This window comes from Streptomyces barringtoniae (assembly GCF_020819595.1).
Classification (GTDB): Bacteria; Actinomycetota; Actinomycetes; order Streptomycetales; family Streptomycetaceae; genus Streptomyces; species Streptomyces barringtoniae.
In genome coordinates, this window is record NZ_JAJHNP010000001.1 from 40871 (window position 1) to 56414 (window position 15544).

Sequence of the window (15544 nt, forward strand, 5' to 3'; positions counted from 1 at the left end):
CACTCCCTCCCCCCGCTCCTCCCACTCCGTGCGACGGACCGGCCGTCCGGCCGCGTAGAGCGGACGACGGGTCCATGCAGGGAGGGGACGGAACAATGACAGCGCGTGAGCTCAAAGGAGCGTTGCGGGGTGCCAGGGGTTCGGCGATCGCGGCGGCGGCGATGGCCGCGCTGACCGCGTCGCAGGCGCCGGGGGCGGTCCCGGCGCAGGCCACGGAGCCCGCGCGGCAGACGGCACCCGCCGCGGAGCAGGGACCGAGCGTGTCCGGTGACGCGCCCTACCGCACCGGTCTGCCCCCGCTGCGCACCCCTGGGCGGGCCTCGGCCCAGGCCGTGACGGGCGGCGCCCTGCCCGCGACCGTGTTCGCCGCGTACCGGCGTGCCGAGGAGGAGCTGGCACGCACCGCGCCCGGCTGCCGGCTGCGCTGGCAGCTGCTGGCCGCGATCGGCCAGGTGGAGTCCGGACAGGCACGGGGCGGCCGGGTGACCCCGGACGGTACGACCGTGACGCCCATCCTCGGTCCCCGGCTGACCGGCGGCGCCTTCGCCGTCGTGGCGGACACCGACGGCGGCGCGTACGACGGGGACGCGGTGTACGACCGCGCGGTCGGCCCGATGCAGTTCATCCCGTCGACCTGGGCCCGCTGGGGCGCGGACGGCAACGGCGACGGGCGCGCGGACCCGGACAACGTCTACGACGCCGCTCTCGCCGCCGGCCGCTACCTGTGCGCGGGCGGCCGGGACCTGTCGAACCCCGCCGACCTGGACCGGGCGATCCTCGGCTACAACCACTCGGACGCGTATCTGCGCACGGTCAGGGCCTGGTACGCGTACTACCTGACGGGACACCGGGTCGTGCCGGACGCGCCCGCCGGGTCCGGGGACCGGCCGGAGCCGTCCCGCCGGAAGGCCCCGAAACCCTCGCCGAAGCCGTCGGACGACCGGAGGCCGGGCCGCCCGGGCCCTTCGCGCACGCCGTCGGCACCACCCGCTTCGCCCTCCCCCGCCCCGTCTCCCACCACCGCCGCCCCCGAGGGGCCCGGGACCCCGCAGGCTCCCGTCCCCGAGCCGAGCCTCACCCTGCCCGGCGGCGTGCTGCCCGATGCCGGGCCGCTGACCTCCGGCAACAGCTGGAACACGATGGGCGTCGACCCCTCCACAACCGCGGATACCCGGCGGTAATGTCGCCATCCGCCGGGAGCACCGGACCGGCGGGTGAGCGCGAAGGGGCCCTCATGGCGACGGACATGCCTGCGGACACAGCGGCCGCCGACGAGCGCTGGAAGCGCATGTGGAGCCATCGTGAGCAGTTGCTCAAGGTGGCCCGGCGGCGCTCGATGAGCCTTGAGGACGCCGAGGACGCCGTGCACGAGGCGATGCTGCGCGCCGCGGAGCGCCCGGACCTCGACGACGAGCGGCTCGGCGCCTGGCTGACGACGGTGACCATGCGGTTGTGCGTCGACCGGTACCGGCAGGTCAACCGCGAGGCCGAGGTGGGCAGCCGCCCCACGCTCGTCGCGCCGGGTCCGGTGCCGGTCGAGGAGGTGGTGTGCGACCGGGCCGAGGCGAAGTGGCTCGCCGTGCGCAGCGGCGAGCTGCCCGCCCGGCAGGCGGAGGCGCTGCGACTGAAGTCCGAGGACCTGGACGTGAGCCAGGTCGCGGTGCGGATGGGCCTCAGCTACCGGACCGTCGAGTCGCTGCTCGCCCGGGCCCGGCGGACGCTGCGCGCCTCGCTGGCCGGGACGCTCGGGCTCGCCCTGTTCCTGGTCGGGCGCGGGCGGCTGCGCGGGGGCGGCAAGGCCCAGGCGGTCGCGGTCACCTCGACGGCGGCGACCCTGGCGGTCGCGGGATTCGTGCTGCCGTACGCGCTCCACGCCGGCGGAGACGGGAACGGTCCCGTGCCGCGGCCGGCCGTCTCCAGCGGGGCGCGGGTGGCCGACAGCAGCGAGAGCACCGGCAGCACCAGCAGCACCGGGCAGGCGCGCGCTCCCAGGACGCACAGGCCGTCCGCGGCCCCGACCCGGGCAACGACTCGACCGCCCTCCGGCGGACCCGTCGCACCGCTCGCCGTGCCGCCCCTGCCGGAGGTCTCCTCACCATCGCTTCCGGAGCTCCCGACAAAGTCCGCGGTGCCCTCGGTGCCGCCGCTCCCCACGGCGCCGTCCCTCCCCTCCGTTTCCCTCCCCGTTCCCACGCCGAGCGTGCCTTCCGTGAAGCTGCCGGCGCGCGCCACGCCGCCGCAGCAGGTCAAGCTGCCGTAGCACGCCGTAAACGCGTGCGAAAAAAACTTCCCGGTCGCCGCGACGGACACCCCGCCCCGCCCCGTAGAGCAGATGTCGCAGCTGCTCCGCGGGCGAAGGGTGGAACCGGATGGGTGTCGAGATCTGTGTGGAAGGGCTGACCAAGTCCTTCGGTCACCAGGTCATCTGGGAGGACGTCTCGCTGACGCTCCCGGCCGGGGAGGTCTCGGTGCTGCTCGGGCCGTCCGGGACGGGCAAGTCGGTGTTCCTCAAGACGCTCGTCGGGCTGCTGAAGCCGGAGCGGGGCTCGGTGAAGGTCGCGGGCCGGGACGTCACCCGCCTGCGCGAACGCGACCTGTACGAGGTGCGGAAGCTGTTCGGTGTGCTGTTCCAGGACGGCGCGCTGTTCGGCTCGATGGACCTCTACGACAACATCGCCTTCCCGCTGCGCGAGCACACCCGCAAGTCCGAGAGCGAGATCAAGCGCATCGTCCTCGAGAAGATGGAGATGGTCGGGCTGCTCGGCGCCGAGGGGAAGCTGCCCGGCGAGATCTCCGGCGGTATGCGCAAGCGGGCCGGGCTCGCCCGCGCCCTGGTCCTCGACCCGGAGATCATCCTGTTCGACGAGCCGGACTCGGGCCTGGACCCGGTGCGCGTGGCGTATCTCAACCAGCTCATCGTCGACCTCAACGCACAGATCGACGCGACCTTCCTGATCGTCACCCACGACATCGCCTCCGCCCGGCAGGTGCCCGACAACATCGGGCTGCTGTTCCGGCGCGAGCTGGTGATGTTCGGACCCCGCGAGCGGCTGCTGGCCAGCGACGAGCCCGTCGTACGGCAGTTCCTGAACGGCCGGATGCAGGGGCCGATCGGCATGGCGGAGGAGAAGGACGCGGCCCTGGTCGAGCAGGAGCTGGCCCAGATCGACGAGGGCGGTACGGCCGAGAGCCTGACTCCCCGCCTGCTGCCGAGCCCGGGCATCACCCGCCCGCCCCGCTGGGAGGCGATCGCGAGACGGGAGGCCGAGCTGCACGGGACGGGGGTGACGGGCGGATGAGCCTGTCCCCGACCGGTGCGCTCAGGCACTCCGGCAACCTGTTCGCGATGGCGCTGGACGTCGTCCGTACCCTGCCCCGAAGGCCCTTTCAGGCAAGGGAGTTCATCCAGCAGGCGTGGTTCGTGGCGAGCGTGACGATCCTGCCGACGGCTCTGGTCTCGATCCCCTTCGGAGCGGTCATCGCGCTGCAGATCGGCAGCCTGACCAGGCAGCTGGGCGCGCAGTCGTTCTCCGGTGCCGCGTCCGTGCTCGCTGTGCTGCGCGAGGCCTCGCCGATCGTCACCGCACTGCTGATCGCGGGTGCGGGCGGTACGGCGATCTGCGCGGACCTGGGGGCGCGCAAGATCCGGGACGAGATCGACGCGATGCAGGTGCTCGGCATCGACCCGATCCACCGGCTCGTCGTGCCGCGTGTGCTCGCGTCGATGGTCGTGGCCGTGCTCCTCAACGGCCTCGTCTCGGTCGTCGGCGTCGCGGGCGGCTATTTCTTCAACGTCATCCTCCAGCACGGCACCCCCGGCGCCTACCTGGCGTCCTTCACGACCCTCGCCCAGCTGTCCGACCTGTGGGCGGCCGAGATCAAGGCGCTGGTGTTCGGGGCCATCGCGGCGATCGTCGCCTCGTACAAGGGACTGACGGCGAAGGGCGGGCCGAAGGGCGTCGGCGATGCCGTCAACCAGTCCGTGGTGATCACCTTCATGTTGCTGTTCGTGACCAACTTCGTGATGACCGCCGTGTACTTCCAGGTCGTCCCGCAGAGGGGTTAGCCGATGAGACCTCTAAAAGTCCTCGAGCGCCCCTTGCGCTCCCTCGAAGAGCTGGGCACCCAGCTGTCCTTCTACGGCCGCTCGCTCGCGTGGACCGGCCGTACCCTGCGCCGCTACAAGAAGGAGATCCTGCGGCTGCTCGCCGAGGTCAGCTTCGGGCGCGGTGCGCTCGCCGTCGTCGGCGGCACGGTCGGCGTGATCGCCTTCCTGTCCTTCTTCACCGGTACCGAGGTCGGCCTCCAGGGCTACGCGGCCCTGAACCAGCTCGGCACCTCCAACTTCGTGGCGTTCCTGTCGGCGTACTTCAACACCCGGGAGATCGCCCCGCTGGTGGCCGGACTCGCCCTGTCCGCGACGGTCGGCGCCGGGTTCACCGCGCAGCTCGGTGCGATGCGGATCAGCGAGGAGACCGACGCGCTGGAGGTGATGGGCGTCCCGTCGCTGCCGTTCCTGGTGACGACCCGCATGATCGCCGGCTTCGTCGCGGTGATCCCGCTGTACGTGATCGGGCTGCTGTCCTCGTACCTCGCCGCCCGCACCATCACCACCGGCTACTACGGGCAGTCGACCGGCACCTACGACCACTACTTCCAGCAGTACCTGCCGCCGGTGGACGTCCTGTGGTCCTTCGGCAAGGTGATCGTCTTCGCGGTGCTGATCATCCTCGTGCACTGCTACTACGGCTACCACGCGAGCGGCGGCCCGGCGGGCGTCGGCGTCGCGGTGGGCCGGGCGGTGCGGACGTCCATCGTCGCCATCAACGTCCTGGACTTCTTCCTGAGCCTCGCGATCTGGGGCGCCAACACGACCGTACGGATCTCGGGGTGAGGCCGGTGAGAACGCTGAGACTCAGGCTGTACGGCATCGCGTTCATCGCCGTACTCGCGTTGCTGCTGTCGCTCGCCGTGGCCGTCTACCAGCAGGCGTTCACGTCCGTCGTACCGATCACCCTGGACGCCGACAGCCTCGGCAACCAGCTCGATCCGCGCGCCGACGTCAAACTGCGCGGGGTGCTGGTCGGCGAGGTGCGCGAGGTGCACGCCGACGGCACGAAGGCGACGCTGGACATCGCGCTCAAGCCGCAGTACGCCACGTACATCCCCGTCGACGTGCACGCGCGGCTGCTGCCCAAGACGCTGTTCGGCGAGAAGTACGTCGACCTCGTGGCTCCCCCTCGCTCCTCGGCTCGGCCCATCCGCGCCGGGGACGTCATCACCCAGGACCGTACGAGGGTGGGCATCGAGGTGCAGCAACTGATGAACGACCTGCTGCCGCTGCTGCGGACCGTCCGGCCGGGTGAACTCAACGCCACCCTCAGCGCGTTCGCCACGGCGCTGGAGGGCCGCGGCGACCGGATCGGTGACAACCTCACCCGGGTCGACGGCTATCTGCGCCGCCTCAACCCGCACCTGCCCTCCCTCAAGGAGGACATCTCGCGGTTCGCGGACGTCGCCGAGGTGTACGGCGACGCCGCACCCGACCTGATGCGGATCCTGCGCAACACGGTCACCACCAGCCGGACGATCGTGGCGAAGCAGGACCAGCTGGCAGCAGGGCTCCGCTCGACCGCCGCCGTGGCGGGCACGGCGGACGGCTTCCTTACCGAGAACGGCGACCGGCTGATCACCCTGGGCCGGGTCTCCCGCCCCACGCTGGAACTCTTCGCCCGCTACTCCCCCGAGTACCCGTGCCTGTTCCAGGGTCTGGTCCGGCAGGAGAAGGCGTCGGAGGACGCGTTCCGGGGCGGGGAGATGCGGATCACCCTCGAGGTCGTACGGCCACAGGGGGCGTACCGGCCCGGTGAGGAGCCGGTGTACGGCGAGCACTCCGGCCCGGACTGCCGTGGCCTGCCGCACCCGCAGGTGCCCGGGCCGAAGCCCCATCTCGACGACGGTACGTCCGCCCGGAGTTCGGGCGGCCCACTCCCCGGAGGTGTCGACGTGTCCGCCACCGCGGCCGAGCAGCGGGCCGTCGGCTCGCTCGTGGCCCCCGTCATGGGCGTCCCCGCGGACCAGGTGCCGCCCGTCGCGACCCTGCTGTTCGGGCCGCTCGCGCGCGGAACGGCGGTGAGCGTCGCATGAGCAGGGCAGGAGCCCGGCAGACCGCCGGCCCACTGATCAAGTTCAGCCTGTTCGCGCTGGTCACCAGCGCGGCGACGGCGTTGCTCGCCGCCACCATCGTCAACATCTCCTTCACCCCGAAGGACACCTACCACGCGGTGTTCTCCGACGTCACCGGGCTGGAGAACGGCGACGACATCCGGGTGGCCGGAGTGCGGGTCGGGGAGGTCGAAGGCATCCGGATCAAGGACCGGACCCTGGCCGAGGTCACGTTCACCGTCACCGCCGACCGGCCGTTGCTCGCCGGCACCCACGCGGTGGTCCGCTACCGCAACCTCGTCGGGCAGCGGTACATCGCACTGACCGAGGGCACCGGCGACGTCAGCAGCCGGCTGCGGCCCGGCGGCACCATCCCGCTGTCCCGGACCCAGCCGGCGCTGGACCTCAACGCCCTGCTGAACGGCTTCAAGCCGCTGTTCGCGGCGCTCAGCCCGAACGACGTCAACCAGCTCGCCACCGAGATCGTCCGGACCCTCCAGGGCGAGGGCGGCACGGTGAACAGCCTGCTCGCGCACACGGCCTCGCTCACCACGACCCTCGCCGACCGCGACCGGCTGATCGGCTCGGTGATCGACAACCTCAACACCGTCCTGGGGACGCTCGACAAGCGCGGCTCGCGCTTCTCGGGGCTGCTCACGCAGCTGCGCCGGGTGGTCTCGGGGCTGTCCGCCGACCGCAAGCCCATCGGGGAGTCCCTGGTGAGCATCGGCGGTCTCACGGACGTCACGGCGGGGCTGCTGAAGGACGCGCGTCCGCCGCTGAAGGACGACATCGCCGGCCTCGGCGATCTCACCGGAACGCTGAACGACAACCAGACCACCGTGGAGGGCGTCCTGAAACGGCTGCCGAACAAGCTCAACAAGCTGACCGGGACGGCGTCCTACGGCTCGTGGTTCAACTTCTACCTCTGCGACTTCGACGGCCGGATCGTGCTGCCGAAGACGAAGCAGGTGATCAGCCCGGAGCTGCACGTGGCACAGGCGAGGTGCGGCGGATGAGCATGCGCGTCCCGCGGCGGCCTCGCCCGGAGCCCCTGGTGAAGGTACGGGTCCTGCCGCCGAAGCTGCCGAGGCTCCTCCCCCGGCTGCCCCAGCGCAAGCCCCGCCCCCAGCCCCTGGTGAAGGTACGGGTCCTGCCGCCGAAGCTGCCGAGGCTCCTCCCCCGACTGCCCCAGCGCAAGCCCCAGCCCCAGCCCCAGCCCCTGGTGAAGGTGCGCGTCCTGCCGCCGAAGCTGCCCAGGATCCGGCTGAGGCGCCCTCGGCTGAAGCCCTTCCGCGAGCGGAACCCCGTCGTGGTGGGCGCCGTCGGCCTCACCGTCCTCGCGCTGCTCACCGTCGCCGCCTTCAACGCCGACAGCCTGCCGCTGATCGGCGGCGGCGACACGTACAGCGCGGCCTTCTCGGAGGCGGGCGGGCTCAAGCCGGGCGACGAGGTGCGGATCGCCGGGGTCAAGGTCGGCAAGGTCGAGGACGTCGGCCTGGACGGCGACCACGTCAAGGTCACCTTCAAGGTGAAGGGACACCCGGCGTTCGGCACCGACACGGGCGCGGCGATCCGGGTCAGGACGATCCTCGGCGCGAAGTACCTGGCCCTCTCCCCCAAGGGGCCCGGGCAGTTGACGCCGGGCAGCGAGATCCCGATCGGGCGGACGGTGTCGGCGTACGACGTCGTCCAGGCCTTCAGCGACCTCACGACCACCACCGAGGAGGTCGACACGGACCGGCTCGCGAAGGCGCTGGACACGATCTCCGTCACGTTCCAGGACTCTCCCGCGGAGGTGCGGGCGTCGATCAAGGGACTGTCGCGGATCTCCCGGACCGTCGCCTCCCGTGACAAGGCGCTGCGCGGGCTCCTCGACCACGCGAACGGGGTCACCAAGGTGCTGGCCGGCCACACCAAGGACTTCTCCGCGCTGGTGAAGGACGGCGACGCGCTGTTCAAGGAGATCGGCAGGCGGCGCGCGGCCATTCACCGGCTGCTCAAGAGTTCCGCGCTGCTGGGCATCCAGCTCTCCGGTCTGGTCGACGACAACGGCAAGCAGATCGGACCGGCCCTGAAGAACCTCGACACCTTCGTGACCATGCTCGACCGCAACCAGGCGAGCCTCGACCGCAGCGTCAAGCTCCTCGCGCCGTACGTGCGGCTCTTCACCAACACCCTCGGCAACGGCCGCTGGTTCGACTCCTACGTCCAGAACCTGGTCGCCGCCCCGGTCACGCCACGGACGGGAGGCACCCGATGACCCGCAGACTCCTCGCCCTGTTCACCGTGCTCGCGGTCGTCGCGGGCCTGGCCGTCGCCCTGTGGCCCGGCCCCGACCCCGTCCGGGTCACGGCGTACTTCCCGCGCACCGTCGGCATCTACCCCGGCTCGGACGTCCGCGTCCTCGGTGTCCGCATCGGCGAGGTCAGGAAGATCACGCCGGAGGGCGGCCGGGTGCGGGTGGAGCTGGAGTACGACCGGGGCCGCAGGGTGCCCGCGAACGCGCAGGCCGCGATCATCAACTCCTCGGTGGTCAGCGACCGTTATGTGCAGCTGCTGCCCGTGTACCGGAAGGGACCCGAGCTGCGGGACGGCGACGTCATCCCCGAGTCCCGTACGGCCGTCCCCGTCGAGCTGGACCGGATCTTCGACAGCCTGCACACCACCGCGGAGGCGCTCGGCCCGGACGGCGCCAACAAGAAGGGTTCGCTGTCCCGGCTGCTCGGGGTGAGCGCCGACAACCTCCGGGGGCAGGGCGAGAACCTCAACCGGACGGTCGGGGACCTCTCCCAGGCCGTCACCACGCTGTCCGACGGGCGCGGCGACCTGTTCGGGACCGTGCGGAACCTGCAGGTGTTCACGGCCGCACTGGCGGCGGACGACACCGGCGTGCGGTCCTTCGACACCGACCTCGCCGACGTGGCCGGGCAGCTGGCCGGGGAGCGCAAGGACCTCGCGGCCGCGCTGAAGTACCTGGCCGCCGCCCTCGGTGACGTGTCCGGCTTCGTCAAGGGCAACAAGAAGGCGCTGACCTCGGACGTACGGGGCCTGGCCAAGGTCACCAAGGTGCTCGTCAGCCAACGGGCCGCACTGGAGGAGCTGTTGACCGTCGCGCCCACCGGCCTGTCGAACCTGCAGGACGCCTACAACCCCGCGGCCGGCACCCTCGACACCCGCAACAACGCACAGACCTCCCAGGACCCGGCCTCCCTGCTCTGCTCGATCCTGAGGACGACCGGGGACGCGGGCGGCAAGAACCCCGACTGCGCGGACCTGAAGAAGCTCTTCGGCTCGCTGCCCGAGGTGCCGTCGGCCCCTGCGGTGACGGGCACGGCCGACAAGACCCTCGGCGGAATCCTGGGGGCCCGGGCATGAGTGTGCTGCGCTCGGGGCGGGTTGCCGCCTGGACGGCGGTCGGCTCGCTGCTGCTGACCGGCTGCGAGTTCAACGGCTGGTACGACGTCCCCCTCCCCGGCGGCGCCGCCTCGGACGGCCACGCCTACCACGTCACCGTCGAGTTCCGCGACGTACTGGACCTGGTGCCGCAGTCGGCGGTGAAGGTGAACGACGTCACCGTGGGCACGGTCGAGAAGGTGGAGCTGGACGGCTGGCACGCGCGCGTGCGGCTCAGGGTCGCCGACTCGGTGAAGCTGCCCGGCAATGCGGTCGCCGACCTGAGACAGACCAGCATGCTCGGCGAGAAGTACGTGGCCCTGTCCGCGCCGGCCGGCACGCCGCCCGTCGGACGGCTCCGCGACGGCGACCGCATCCCGCTCTCCCGCAGCGGCCGCAACGCGGAGGTCGAGGAGGTGCTGTCGGCCCTGTCCGCGCTGCTCAACGGCGGCGGGGTGGCCCAGCTGAAGACGATCACCGTAGAGCTGAACAAGGCCTTGAACGGCCGTGAGGACCGGGTCAGGTCGCTGCTGAAGCAGCTCGACACGTTCCTCGGCGGCCTCGACGACCAGCGGGACGAGATCGTGCGCGCCCTCAAGGGCGTCGACCGGCTCGCCAAGCGGCTGAAGAAGGAGAAGAAGACGATCGCCCTCGCCGTCGACACCATGCCGCCGGCCCTGAAGGCCCTCGCCGACCAGCGCCGCGACCTGACGAAGATGCTCACCGCGCTGTCCAAGCTCGGCACGACCGGCACCAAGGTGGTGAACGCCTCCCACGACGACACCGTCGCCAACCTGAGAAGTCTGCGGCCCATCCTGCAGGAGCTGAACAAGGCGGGCGACGACCTGCCCGACTCGCTCGAACTGCTGACCACGTATCCGTTCCCGCGCAACGCCACGGACGCGATCCGGGGCGACTACGTCAACCTGAAGATCACCGCCGACCTCGACCTGGCGGGCATCTACGGCAACCTCGACGGCAAGCCCGGCAAGGGCAGGAGCACCCCAGCGCCCGGGACCCCGCGTCTTCCGGGTGTCCCCACGCCGGCCCCCCTGCCGTCCCTGCCGGCCACTCCGTCCCTCCCGCCCACCCCGTCCGTGCCCTCCGTGCCCGCCGTGCCCTCGAAGCCCTCCGACGACAGCACCGTGCTGTGTCCGCCGGTGTGCACCGCGGCCTACGACACCGGGGACGGCTCGCGCCGCCTGCCTCCCGGGGTGGACCTCGGCCTGGCCGAGCTGATGCTGAAGGGGATACTGCCGTGATCACACGTACGGTCAGGGCCCAGCTGCTCGCCTTCGCGACCGTCACCGCCCTCGGAGTGTCGTACGTCGGCGCCCGGTACACGGGGCTGGTGGACGACGTGCTGCACCGCGGCTACACCGTGCGGGCCGACTTCGCCGAGTCCGGGGGCGTGTTCCCCGGCGCGGAGGTCACCTACCGCGGGGTGCCGGTGGGCCGCGTGGGCGACCTGCGGCTGACCGGGTCGGGGGTGTCGGTGGCCTTGAAGATCGAGGACGGTGCCCCGAGGATCCCGGCCGACACGCTCGCGGTGATCGGCGACCGTTCGGCGGTGGGCGAGCAGTACGTCGACCTCCAGCCGCGCGGGTCGGGCGGGCCGTACCTCATGGACGGCAGCCCGATCCCGCGCAGCCGTACCCGGACCCCGCTGCCGGTCACCGACCTGGTCCTGAGCCTCGACCGGCTGGTCAACTCGGTCGGCAAGGACGATCTGCGGGTCACCGTCGACGAGCTGGGCAAGGCGTTCGCCGGTACCGGGCCGAACCTGAGCCGGCTGGTCGACTCCGGCAACTCCCTGGTGGAGTCGGCGTCCGCATCGCTCCCGCAGACGGTCTCGCTGATCGAGGACTCTCGGAAGGTGCTGAAGACCCAGGCCGACCAGGGCTCGGCCATCAAGTCGTTCTCGCGCGATCTGGCCACGCTCACCGAGCAGTTGAAGTCGAGCGACGGTGATCTGCGCCGGCTGATCGGCAATACGGTGCCCGCCACGCAGGAGCTCGACTCCCTGCTGAAGTCCACCCGGCCGCAGGTGCCGGTCCTGTTGGCCAACCTCATCAGCGGCGGCCAGATCACCGTGGCCCGGCTGCCCGGCGTGGAGCAGGCCCTGGTCACGCTCCCGCTCACCGTGGCGGGCAGCTACACGGTCATCCCCGGCGACGGCACCACCCACTTCGGGCTGACCGTGAACGCCGACGACCCGCCCGCATGCACCAAGGGCTACGGCACCCAGCGGCGCGAGCCCGCCGACACGAGTCCGCGCCCGGCGAACACCGGCGCCCGCTGCACCGCGCCGCGCGGGAGCGCGACCTCGGTGCGCGGCGCGCAGAACGCCCCCGGCGCGAGGACCGGTGCGGACAGCACGAACCAGGCCGCGTTCGTGGCCCCGTACGACCCGGAGACCGGCGACCTGACCGGCCCGGACGGAACGCCCGTCGAGATGGGCTCGACGGGTGGCGAACAGACCGTCTTCGGAAAGGAGTCGTGGCAATGGCTGCTCGTGGGACCGATGGCATGACAGGGGGACGCTTGAGGCTGCTGTCGGCGGGCCTCGTCGCGGCGACCGTGCTGACGACGGTGCTGTCCGTCTGGCTGGGCCTGAAGCTGGCCGACCAGCGCGGGGCGGAACAGCGCCGTCAGGACGTCCTGGCGGCGGCCCGCCAGTCGGCGCTGAACTTCACGTCGCTCGACTACCGGCACTACGACCGGGACAGCCGCGACGTGCTGAAGGGCGCCACCGGCGACTTCAAGAAGCAGTTCGCCGCGCAGACCGCCCAGTTGACGAAGCTCGTCGCGCAGAACAGGTCGGTGTCCGAAGGGCAGGTCCTGGAAGCGGGCATCGTGCGCTCCGACGAGCGCTCGGCCCGGGTGCTGGTCGTGGCCGACAGCAAGGTGACCAACACCGCCGCGCCCGGGGGCCAGGCGCGCACCTACCGGCTCCAGCTCGACCTCGCGCGGGTCGGCGGCCGGTGGCTGACCTCCGACGTCACGTTCGTGGGCTGACCCGCCGGTGAGGCCATCAGTGAGGAGAGACACCATGGCGAACCCGACCTCCCGAACCCGCGGCAGCGGCTCCCCGGCCCGCCGGACCCTGACCGCGGCCGCCCGCGCGGCGGCCAAGCGCGCCGAGCGGCCGGAGCGCCCGGAGCGCCCGGAGCGGGCTGCCCGCCAGGAGGAGGCTTCCCCCGGGCGCACACTGCTCGTCGAGCCCCCGGCGAACGGCTGGGAGGACCCGCCGGAGCCCGAGGCGTTCGAGTCGTCCGAGCAGTCCGGCCCGTCCGAGAACGAGCCGGAGGAGAGCGGACCGGAGGAGAGCGGACCGGACGAGAGCGGACCGGACGAGAGCGCGCCCCCGCGCAGGACCGGGCGGCGCGTGCTCGTCGCGGTGCTGGGTGCCGTCCTCGTGGCCGCTCTGGTCGCGACCGCCTTCCTCGGCTGGCGGTACCAGCAGGGGCGGCAGGCGGAGCAGGCCCGCGGGGAGGCCCTCGCGGCGGCACGGAAGGCGGCGCCGGTCGTACTGTCGTACGACTACCGGCACCTGGACCGCGACTTCGCCCGGGCCCGTGCCCTGCTGACCGGGCACTTCCGCGACGAGTACGGCAGGACCACGAAGACGGTGGTCGCGCCGACCGCGACGAAGTACCACGGGGTGGTGAAGGCGAGCGTGGCCACGCCCTCCGACGGAGGCGCCCCCGCGGTCTCCGTCGTGTCGGCGGCACCGGACAGGGCCGTCGTGCTGCTCTTCGTCAACCAGGTGACCGAGAGCACCCAGGTCCCCGAGCCCCGGCTGGATCTGAACCGGGTGCGGATGACGCTCACCCGCACCTCCGACGGCTGGAAGGTGAGCGGCGTCGACGCCCTCTGACCAGGCCTTCACAGGTGCCCCCGCGCGATCGCGCGGGGGCACTTTTTCGTGGGCTCTCTTGACAGTCCTCCACCCCCACAGGCAATCTTTCCATACAGCAGAAACGAACTTCCGCTATACGGAATTACAGGGAAGGGAGCGCCGTCCCCGTGGGATTCGCAGACCAGCGCTTCAACGTCAACCTGTCGATCCTCTTCACGGAACTCCCGCTCCTGGAGCGTCCCGCGGCCGCAGCCGCGGCGGGCTTCACTGCGGTCGAGCTGTGGTGGCCCTGGGTCGACTCCCCCACCCCCGAGCAGTCCGAGCTCGACGCCCTGAAGAAGGCGATCGAGGACGCGGGCGTCCAGCTCACGGGCCTGAACTTCTACGCCGGGCAGCTGCCGGGCCCGGACCGCGGTGCCCTGTCGATCCCGGGCGAGGAGTCGGAGAGGTTCCGCGCCAACATCGACGTGGCCATCGTCTTCGCCCAGTCCCTGGGCTGCACGACGTTCAACGCCCTGTACGGCAACCGCGTCGACGGCGTGGACCCGGCCGAGCAGGACGCGCTCGCCCTGGAGAACCTGGTCCTCGCGGCCCGGGCCGTCGGCCGGGTCGGCGGGACCGTCCTGATCGAGGCCCTCAACCAGCCCGAGTCGCCGAAGTGCCCGATCGTGAGCGCACCCAAGGCGATCGAGATCGTGGACAAGGTCAACGAGGCGACGGGGCTCGGGAACGCGAAGTTCCTGATGGACCTGTACCACCTGTCCATGAACGGCGAGGACCTGCCCTCGGTCATCGAGCAGTACGCGGCGAAGACCGGCCATGTGCAGATCGCGGACAACCCCGGCCGCGGCGCCCCCGGGACGGGTTCCCTCCCGCTGGAGGAGCTGCTCGACCAGCTGAAGAAGGCCGGTTACGACGGCTGGGTCGGCCTGGAGTACAAGGCCGGCGACCGCCCGAGCGCCGAGGCCTTCGACTGGCTCCCGCGCGAAGCGCGCGCCGCGCGCTGAACCCCCCGACTTTGCAAGGTAGTTGAGAGAGGCACCCCCATCATGAGCAGCAACCTTCCCAAGATCGCCTGGATCGGCCTCGGCATCATGGGCTCCCCCATGTCCGAGAACCTGATCAAGGCGGGTTACGACGTCACGGGCTTCACACTCGAGCAGGACAAGCTGGACCGCCTGGCCGCCGCCGGCGGCACCGCCGCCTCCTCGATCGCCGAGGCCGTGCGCGGCGCCGACGTGGTCATCACGATGGTGCCCGCGTCCCCGCAGGTCGAGGCGATCGCCTACGGCCCCGACGGCATCCTGGAGAACGCCCGGCAGGGCGCACTGCTGATCGACATGTCCTCGATCACCCCGCAGACCTCGGTCGACCTGGCCGCCGCCGCCAAGGACAAGGGCATCCGGGTGCTGGACGCCCCGGTGTCCGGCGGCGAGGCCGGCGCCATCGAGGCCGTGCTGTCGATCATGGTCGGCGGCGAGAAGGCCGACTTCGACCAGGCCGAGCCGATCTTCGAGGCGCTCGGCAGGACCATCGTGCTGTGCGGCCCGCACGGCTCCGGCCAGACCGTGAAGGCGGCCAACCAGCTGATCGTCGCCGTGAACATCCAGGCGTGCGCCGAGGCCGTGGTCTTCCTGGAGAAGTCGGGCGTGGACCTCGCGGCCGCGCTGGACGTCCTCAACGGAGGCCTCGCCGGCTCCACCGTGCTGACGCGGAAGAAGGACAACTTCCTGAACCGTGACTTCAAGCCGGGCTTCCGGATCGACCTGCACCACAAGGACATGGGCATCGTCACCGACGCCGCCCGCAACGTCGGCGCCGCCCTGCCGGTCGGCACCGTGGTCGCCCAGCTGGTCGCCTCGCTGCGCGCCCAGGGCGACGGCGGCCTGGACCACTCGGCCCTGCTGCGGGCGGTGGAGCGCCTCTCCGGCGCCCAGGTCTGAGCCGAGCCCCACAGACTTCCGGGCGGCGCCGTCGCTGACACCTGTCCTGTCGCGCCCAGGCGCCGGCGCCGCCCGGAATCACCCTCAGATCGCCTTCAACAAACTGTTGACGCCCCGGCCACCCACTTTTAGGCTCCACAAAGCGGAAACAGGTTTCCGCTGACACCCGCACGGAAGG

Annotated in this window: 15 protein-coding genes; all 15 read left to right on the plus strand. The window is 71.6% G+C overall.

What is annotated here, in order from left to right; all coding sequences use genetic code 11:
• The first annotated feature begins 95 nt into the window (after window positions 1-95).
• The 15 genes from LMU33_RS00170 to LMU33_RS00240 all read left to right on the plus strand — a co-directional run bounded on the left by LMU33_RS00170 (window position 96) and on the right by LMU33_RS00240 (window position 15366).
• Entirely contained in the window at window positions 96-1181 is a 1086-nt protein-coding gene (locus LMU33_RS00170) for a lytic transglycosylase domain-containing protein (protein WP_228616103.1), read from the plus strand.
• Between the two features lie 53 nt (window positions 1182-1234).
• The gene (locus LMU33_RS00175) at window positions 1235-2260 is read left to right on the plus strand and encodes an RNA polymerase sigma factor (RefSeq protein ID WP_228616105.1); all 1026 of its coding nucleotides are present in this window, start codon (window positions 1235-1237) and stop codon (window positions 2258-2260) included.
• Between the two features lie 109 nt (window positions 2261-2369).
• Window positions 2370-3299, plus strand: a complete 930-nt coding sequence (locus LMU33_RS00180; RefSeq protein WP_228616106.1) for an ABC transporter ATP-binding protein — start codon at window positions 2370-2372, stop codon at window positions 3297-3299.
• Window positions 3296-4066: an MlaE family ABC transporter permease gene (locus tag LMU33_RS00185; RefSeq protein WP_023545776.1), complete on the plus strand. Its 771-nt coding sequence runs from the start codon at window positions 3296-3298 to the stop codon at window positions 4064-4066. The genes LMU33_RS00180 and LMU33_RS00185 overlap by 4 nt, the downstream gene beginning before the upstream one ends.
• Window positions 4067-4069: 3 nt before the next feature.
• Window positions 4070-4894 carry an MlaE family ABC transporter permease gene (locus LMU33_RS00190; protein WP_228616108.1) on the plus strand — a complete coding sequence of 275 codons (825 nt, stop codon included), beginning with the start codon at window positions 4070-4072 and terminating at the stop codon, window positions 4892-4894.
• 5 nt (window positions 4895-4899) lie between these two features.
• On the plus strand, window positions 4900-6147 hold the full coding sequence (locus tag LMU33_RS00195; protein ID WP_228616110.1) for an MCE family protein: 1248 nt from the start codon (window positions 4900-4902) through the stop codon (window positions 6145-6147).
• Window positions 6144-7184: an MCE family protein gene (locus LMU33_RS00200; protein ID WP_228616112.1), complete on the plus strand. Its 1041-nt coding sequence runs from the start codon at window positions 6144-6146 to the stop codon at window positions 7182-7184. Before LMU33_RS00195 ends, LMU33_RS00200 begins: the two co-directional genes overlap by 4 nt.
• A 242-nt stretch (window positions 7185-7426) precedes the next feature.
• Window positions 7427-8428: an MCE family protein gene (locus LMU33_RS00205; protein WP_372477851.1), complete on the plus strand. Its 1002-nt coding sequence runs from the start codon at window positions 7427-7429 to the stop codon at window positions 8426-8428.
• Complete coding sequence (locus LMU33_RS00210; protein ID WP_228616114.1) at window positions 8425-9543, plus strand: MCE family protein; 1119 nt, start codon at window positions 8425-8427, stop codon at window positions 9541-9543. The genes LMU33_RS00205 and LMU33_RS00210 overlap by 4 nt, the downstream gene beginning before the upstream one ends.
• A complete protein-coding gene (locus LMU33_RS00215) occupies window positions 9540-10823 on the plus strand; it encodes an MCE family protein (RefSeq protein ID WP_228616116.1) in 1284 nt (427 codons plus the stop codon). Before LMU33_RS00210 ends, LMU33_RS00215 begins: the two co-directional genes overlap by 4 nt.
• Window positions 10820-12094, plus strand: coding sequence for an MCE family protein (locus LMU33_RS00220; protein WP_228616118.1), 1275 nt, complete (start codon window positions 10820-10822; stop codon window positions 12092-12094). Before LMU33_RS00215 ends, LMU33_RS00220 begins: the two co-directional genes overlap by 4 nt.
• The gene (locus tag LMU33_RS00225) at window positions 12091-12579 is read left to right on the plus strand and encodes an Rv1363c family protein (RefSeq protein WP_228616119.1); all 489 of its coding nucleotides are present in this window, start codon (window positions 12091-12093) and stop codon (window positions 12577-12579) included. Before LMU33_RS00220 ends, LMU33_RS00225 begins: the two co-directional genes overlap by 4 nt.
• Window positions 12580-12613: 34 nt before the next feature.
• A complete protein-coding gene (locus tag LMU33_RS00230; RefSeq protein WP_228616121.1) occupies window positions 12614-13441 on the plus strand; it encodes an Rv1363c family protein in 828 nt (275 codons plus the stop codon).
• A gap of 149 nt (window positions 13442-13590) precedes the next feature.
• A complete protein-coding gene (locus LMU33_RS00235) occupies window positions 13591-14430 on the plus strand; it encodes a TIM barrel protein (RefSeq protein ID WP_228616123.1) in 840 nt (279 codons plus the stop codon).
• A gap of 42 nt (window positions 14431-14472) precedes the next feature.
• The gene (locus tag LMU33_RS00240; protein WP_228616125.1) at window positions 14473-15366 is read left to right on the plus strand and encodes a 2-hydroxy-3-oxopropionate reductase; all 894 of its coding nucleotides are present in this window, start codon (window positions 14473-14475) and stop codon (window positions 15364-15366) included.
• The last annotated feature ends 178 nt before the right edge of the window (window positions 15367-15544 follow it).

Excerpts from the sequence above, each read along its gene's own strand:
- LMU33_RS00240 (WP_228616125.1), top strand. The coding sequence starts at position 14,473 with ATGAGCAGCAACCTTCCCAAGATCGCCTGGATCGGCCTCGGCATCATG.
- LMU33_RS00215 (WP_228616116.1), top strand. The coding sequence starts at position 9,540 with ATGAGTGTGCTGCGCTCGGGGCGGGTTGCCGCCTGGACGGCGGTCGGC.
- LMU33_RS00210 (WP_228616114.1), top strand. The coding sequence starts at position 8,425 with ATGACCCGCAGACTCCTCGCCCTGTTCACCGTGCTCGCGGTCGTCGCG.
- LMU33_RS00185 (WP_023545776.1), top strand. The coding sequence starts at position 3,296 with ATGAGCCTGTCCCCGACCGGTGCGCTCAGGCACTCCGGCAACCTGTTC.
- LMU33_RS00200 (WP_228616112.1), top strand. The coding sequence starts at position 6,144 with ATGAGCAGGGCAGGAGCCCGGCAGACCGCCGGCCCACTGATCAAGTTC.
- LMU33_RS00175 (WP_228616105.1), top strand. The coding sequence starts at position 1,235 with ATGGCGACGGACATGCCTGCGGACACAGCGGCCGCCGACGAGCGCTGG.
- LMU33_RS00230 (WP_228616121.1), top strand. The coding sequence starts at position 12,614 with ATGGCGAACCCGACCTCCCGAACCCGCGGCAGCGGCTCCCCGGCCCGC.
- LMU33_RS00170 (WP_228616103.1), top strand. The coding sequence starts at position 96 with ATGACAGCGCGTGAGCTCAAAGGAGCGTTGCGGGGTGCCAGGGGTTCG.
- LMU33_RS00190 (WP_228616108.1), top strand. The coding sequence starts at position 4,070 with ATGAGACCTCTAAAAGTCCTCGAGCGCCCCTTGCGCTCCCTCGAAGAG.
- LMU33_RS00180 (WP_228616106.1), top strand. The coding sequence starts at position 2,370 with ATGGGTGTCGAGATCTGTGTGGAAGGGCTGACCAAGTCCTTCGGTCAC.
- LMU33_RS00225 (WP_228616119.1), top strand. The coding sequence starts at position 12,091 with ATGACAGGGGGACGCTTGAGGCTGCTGTCGGCGGGCCTCGTCGCGGCG.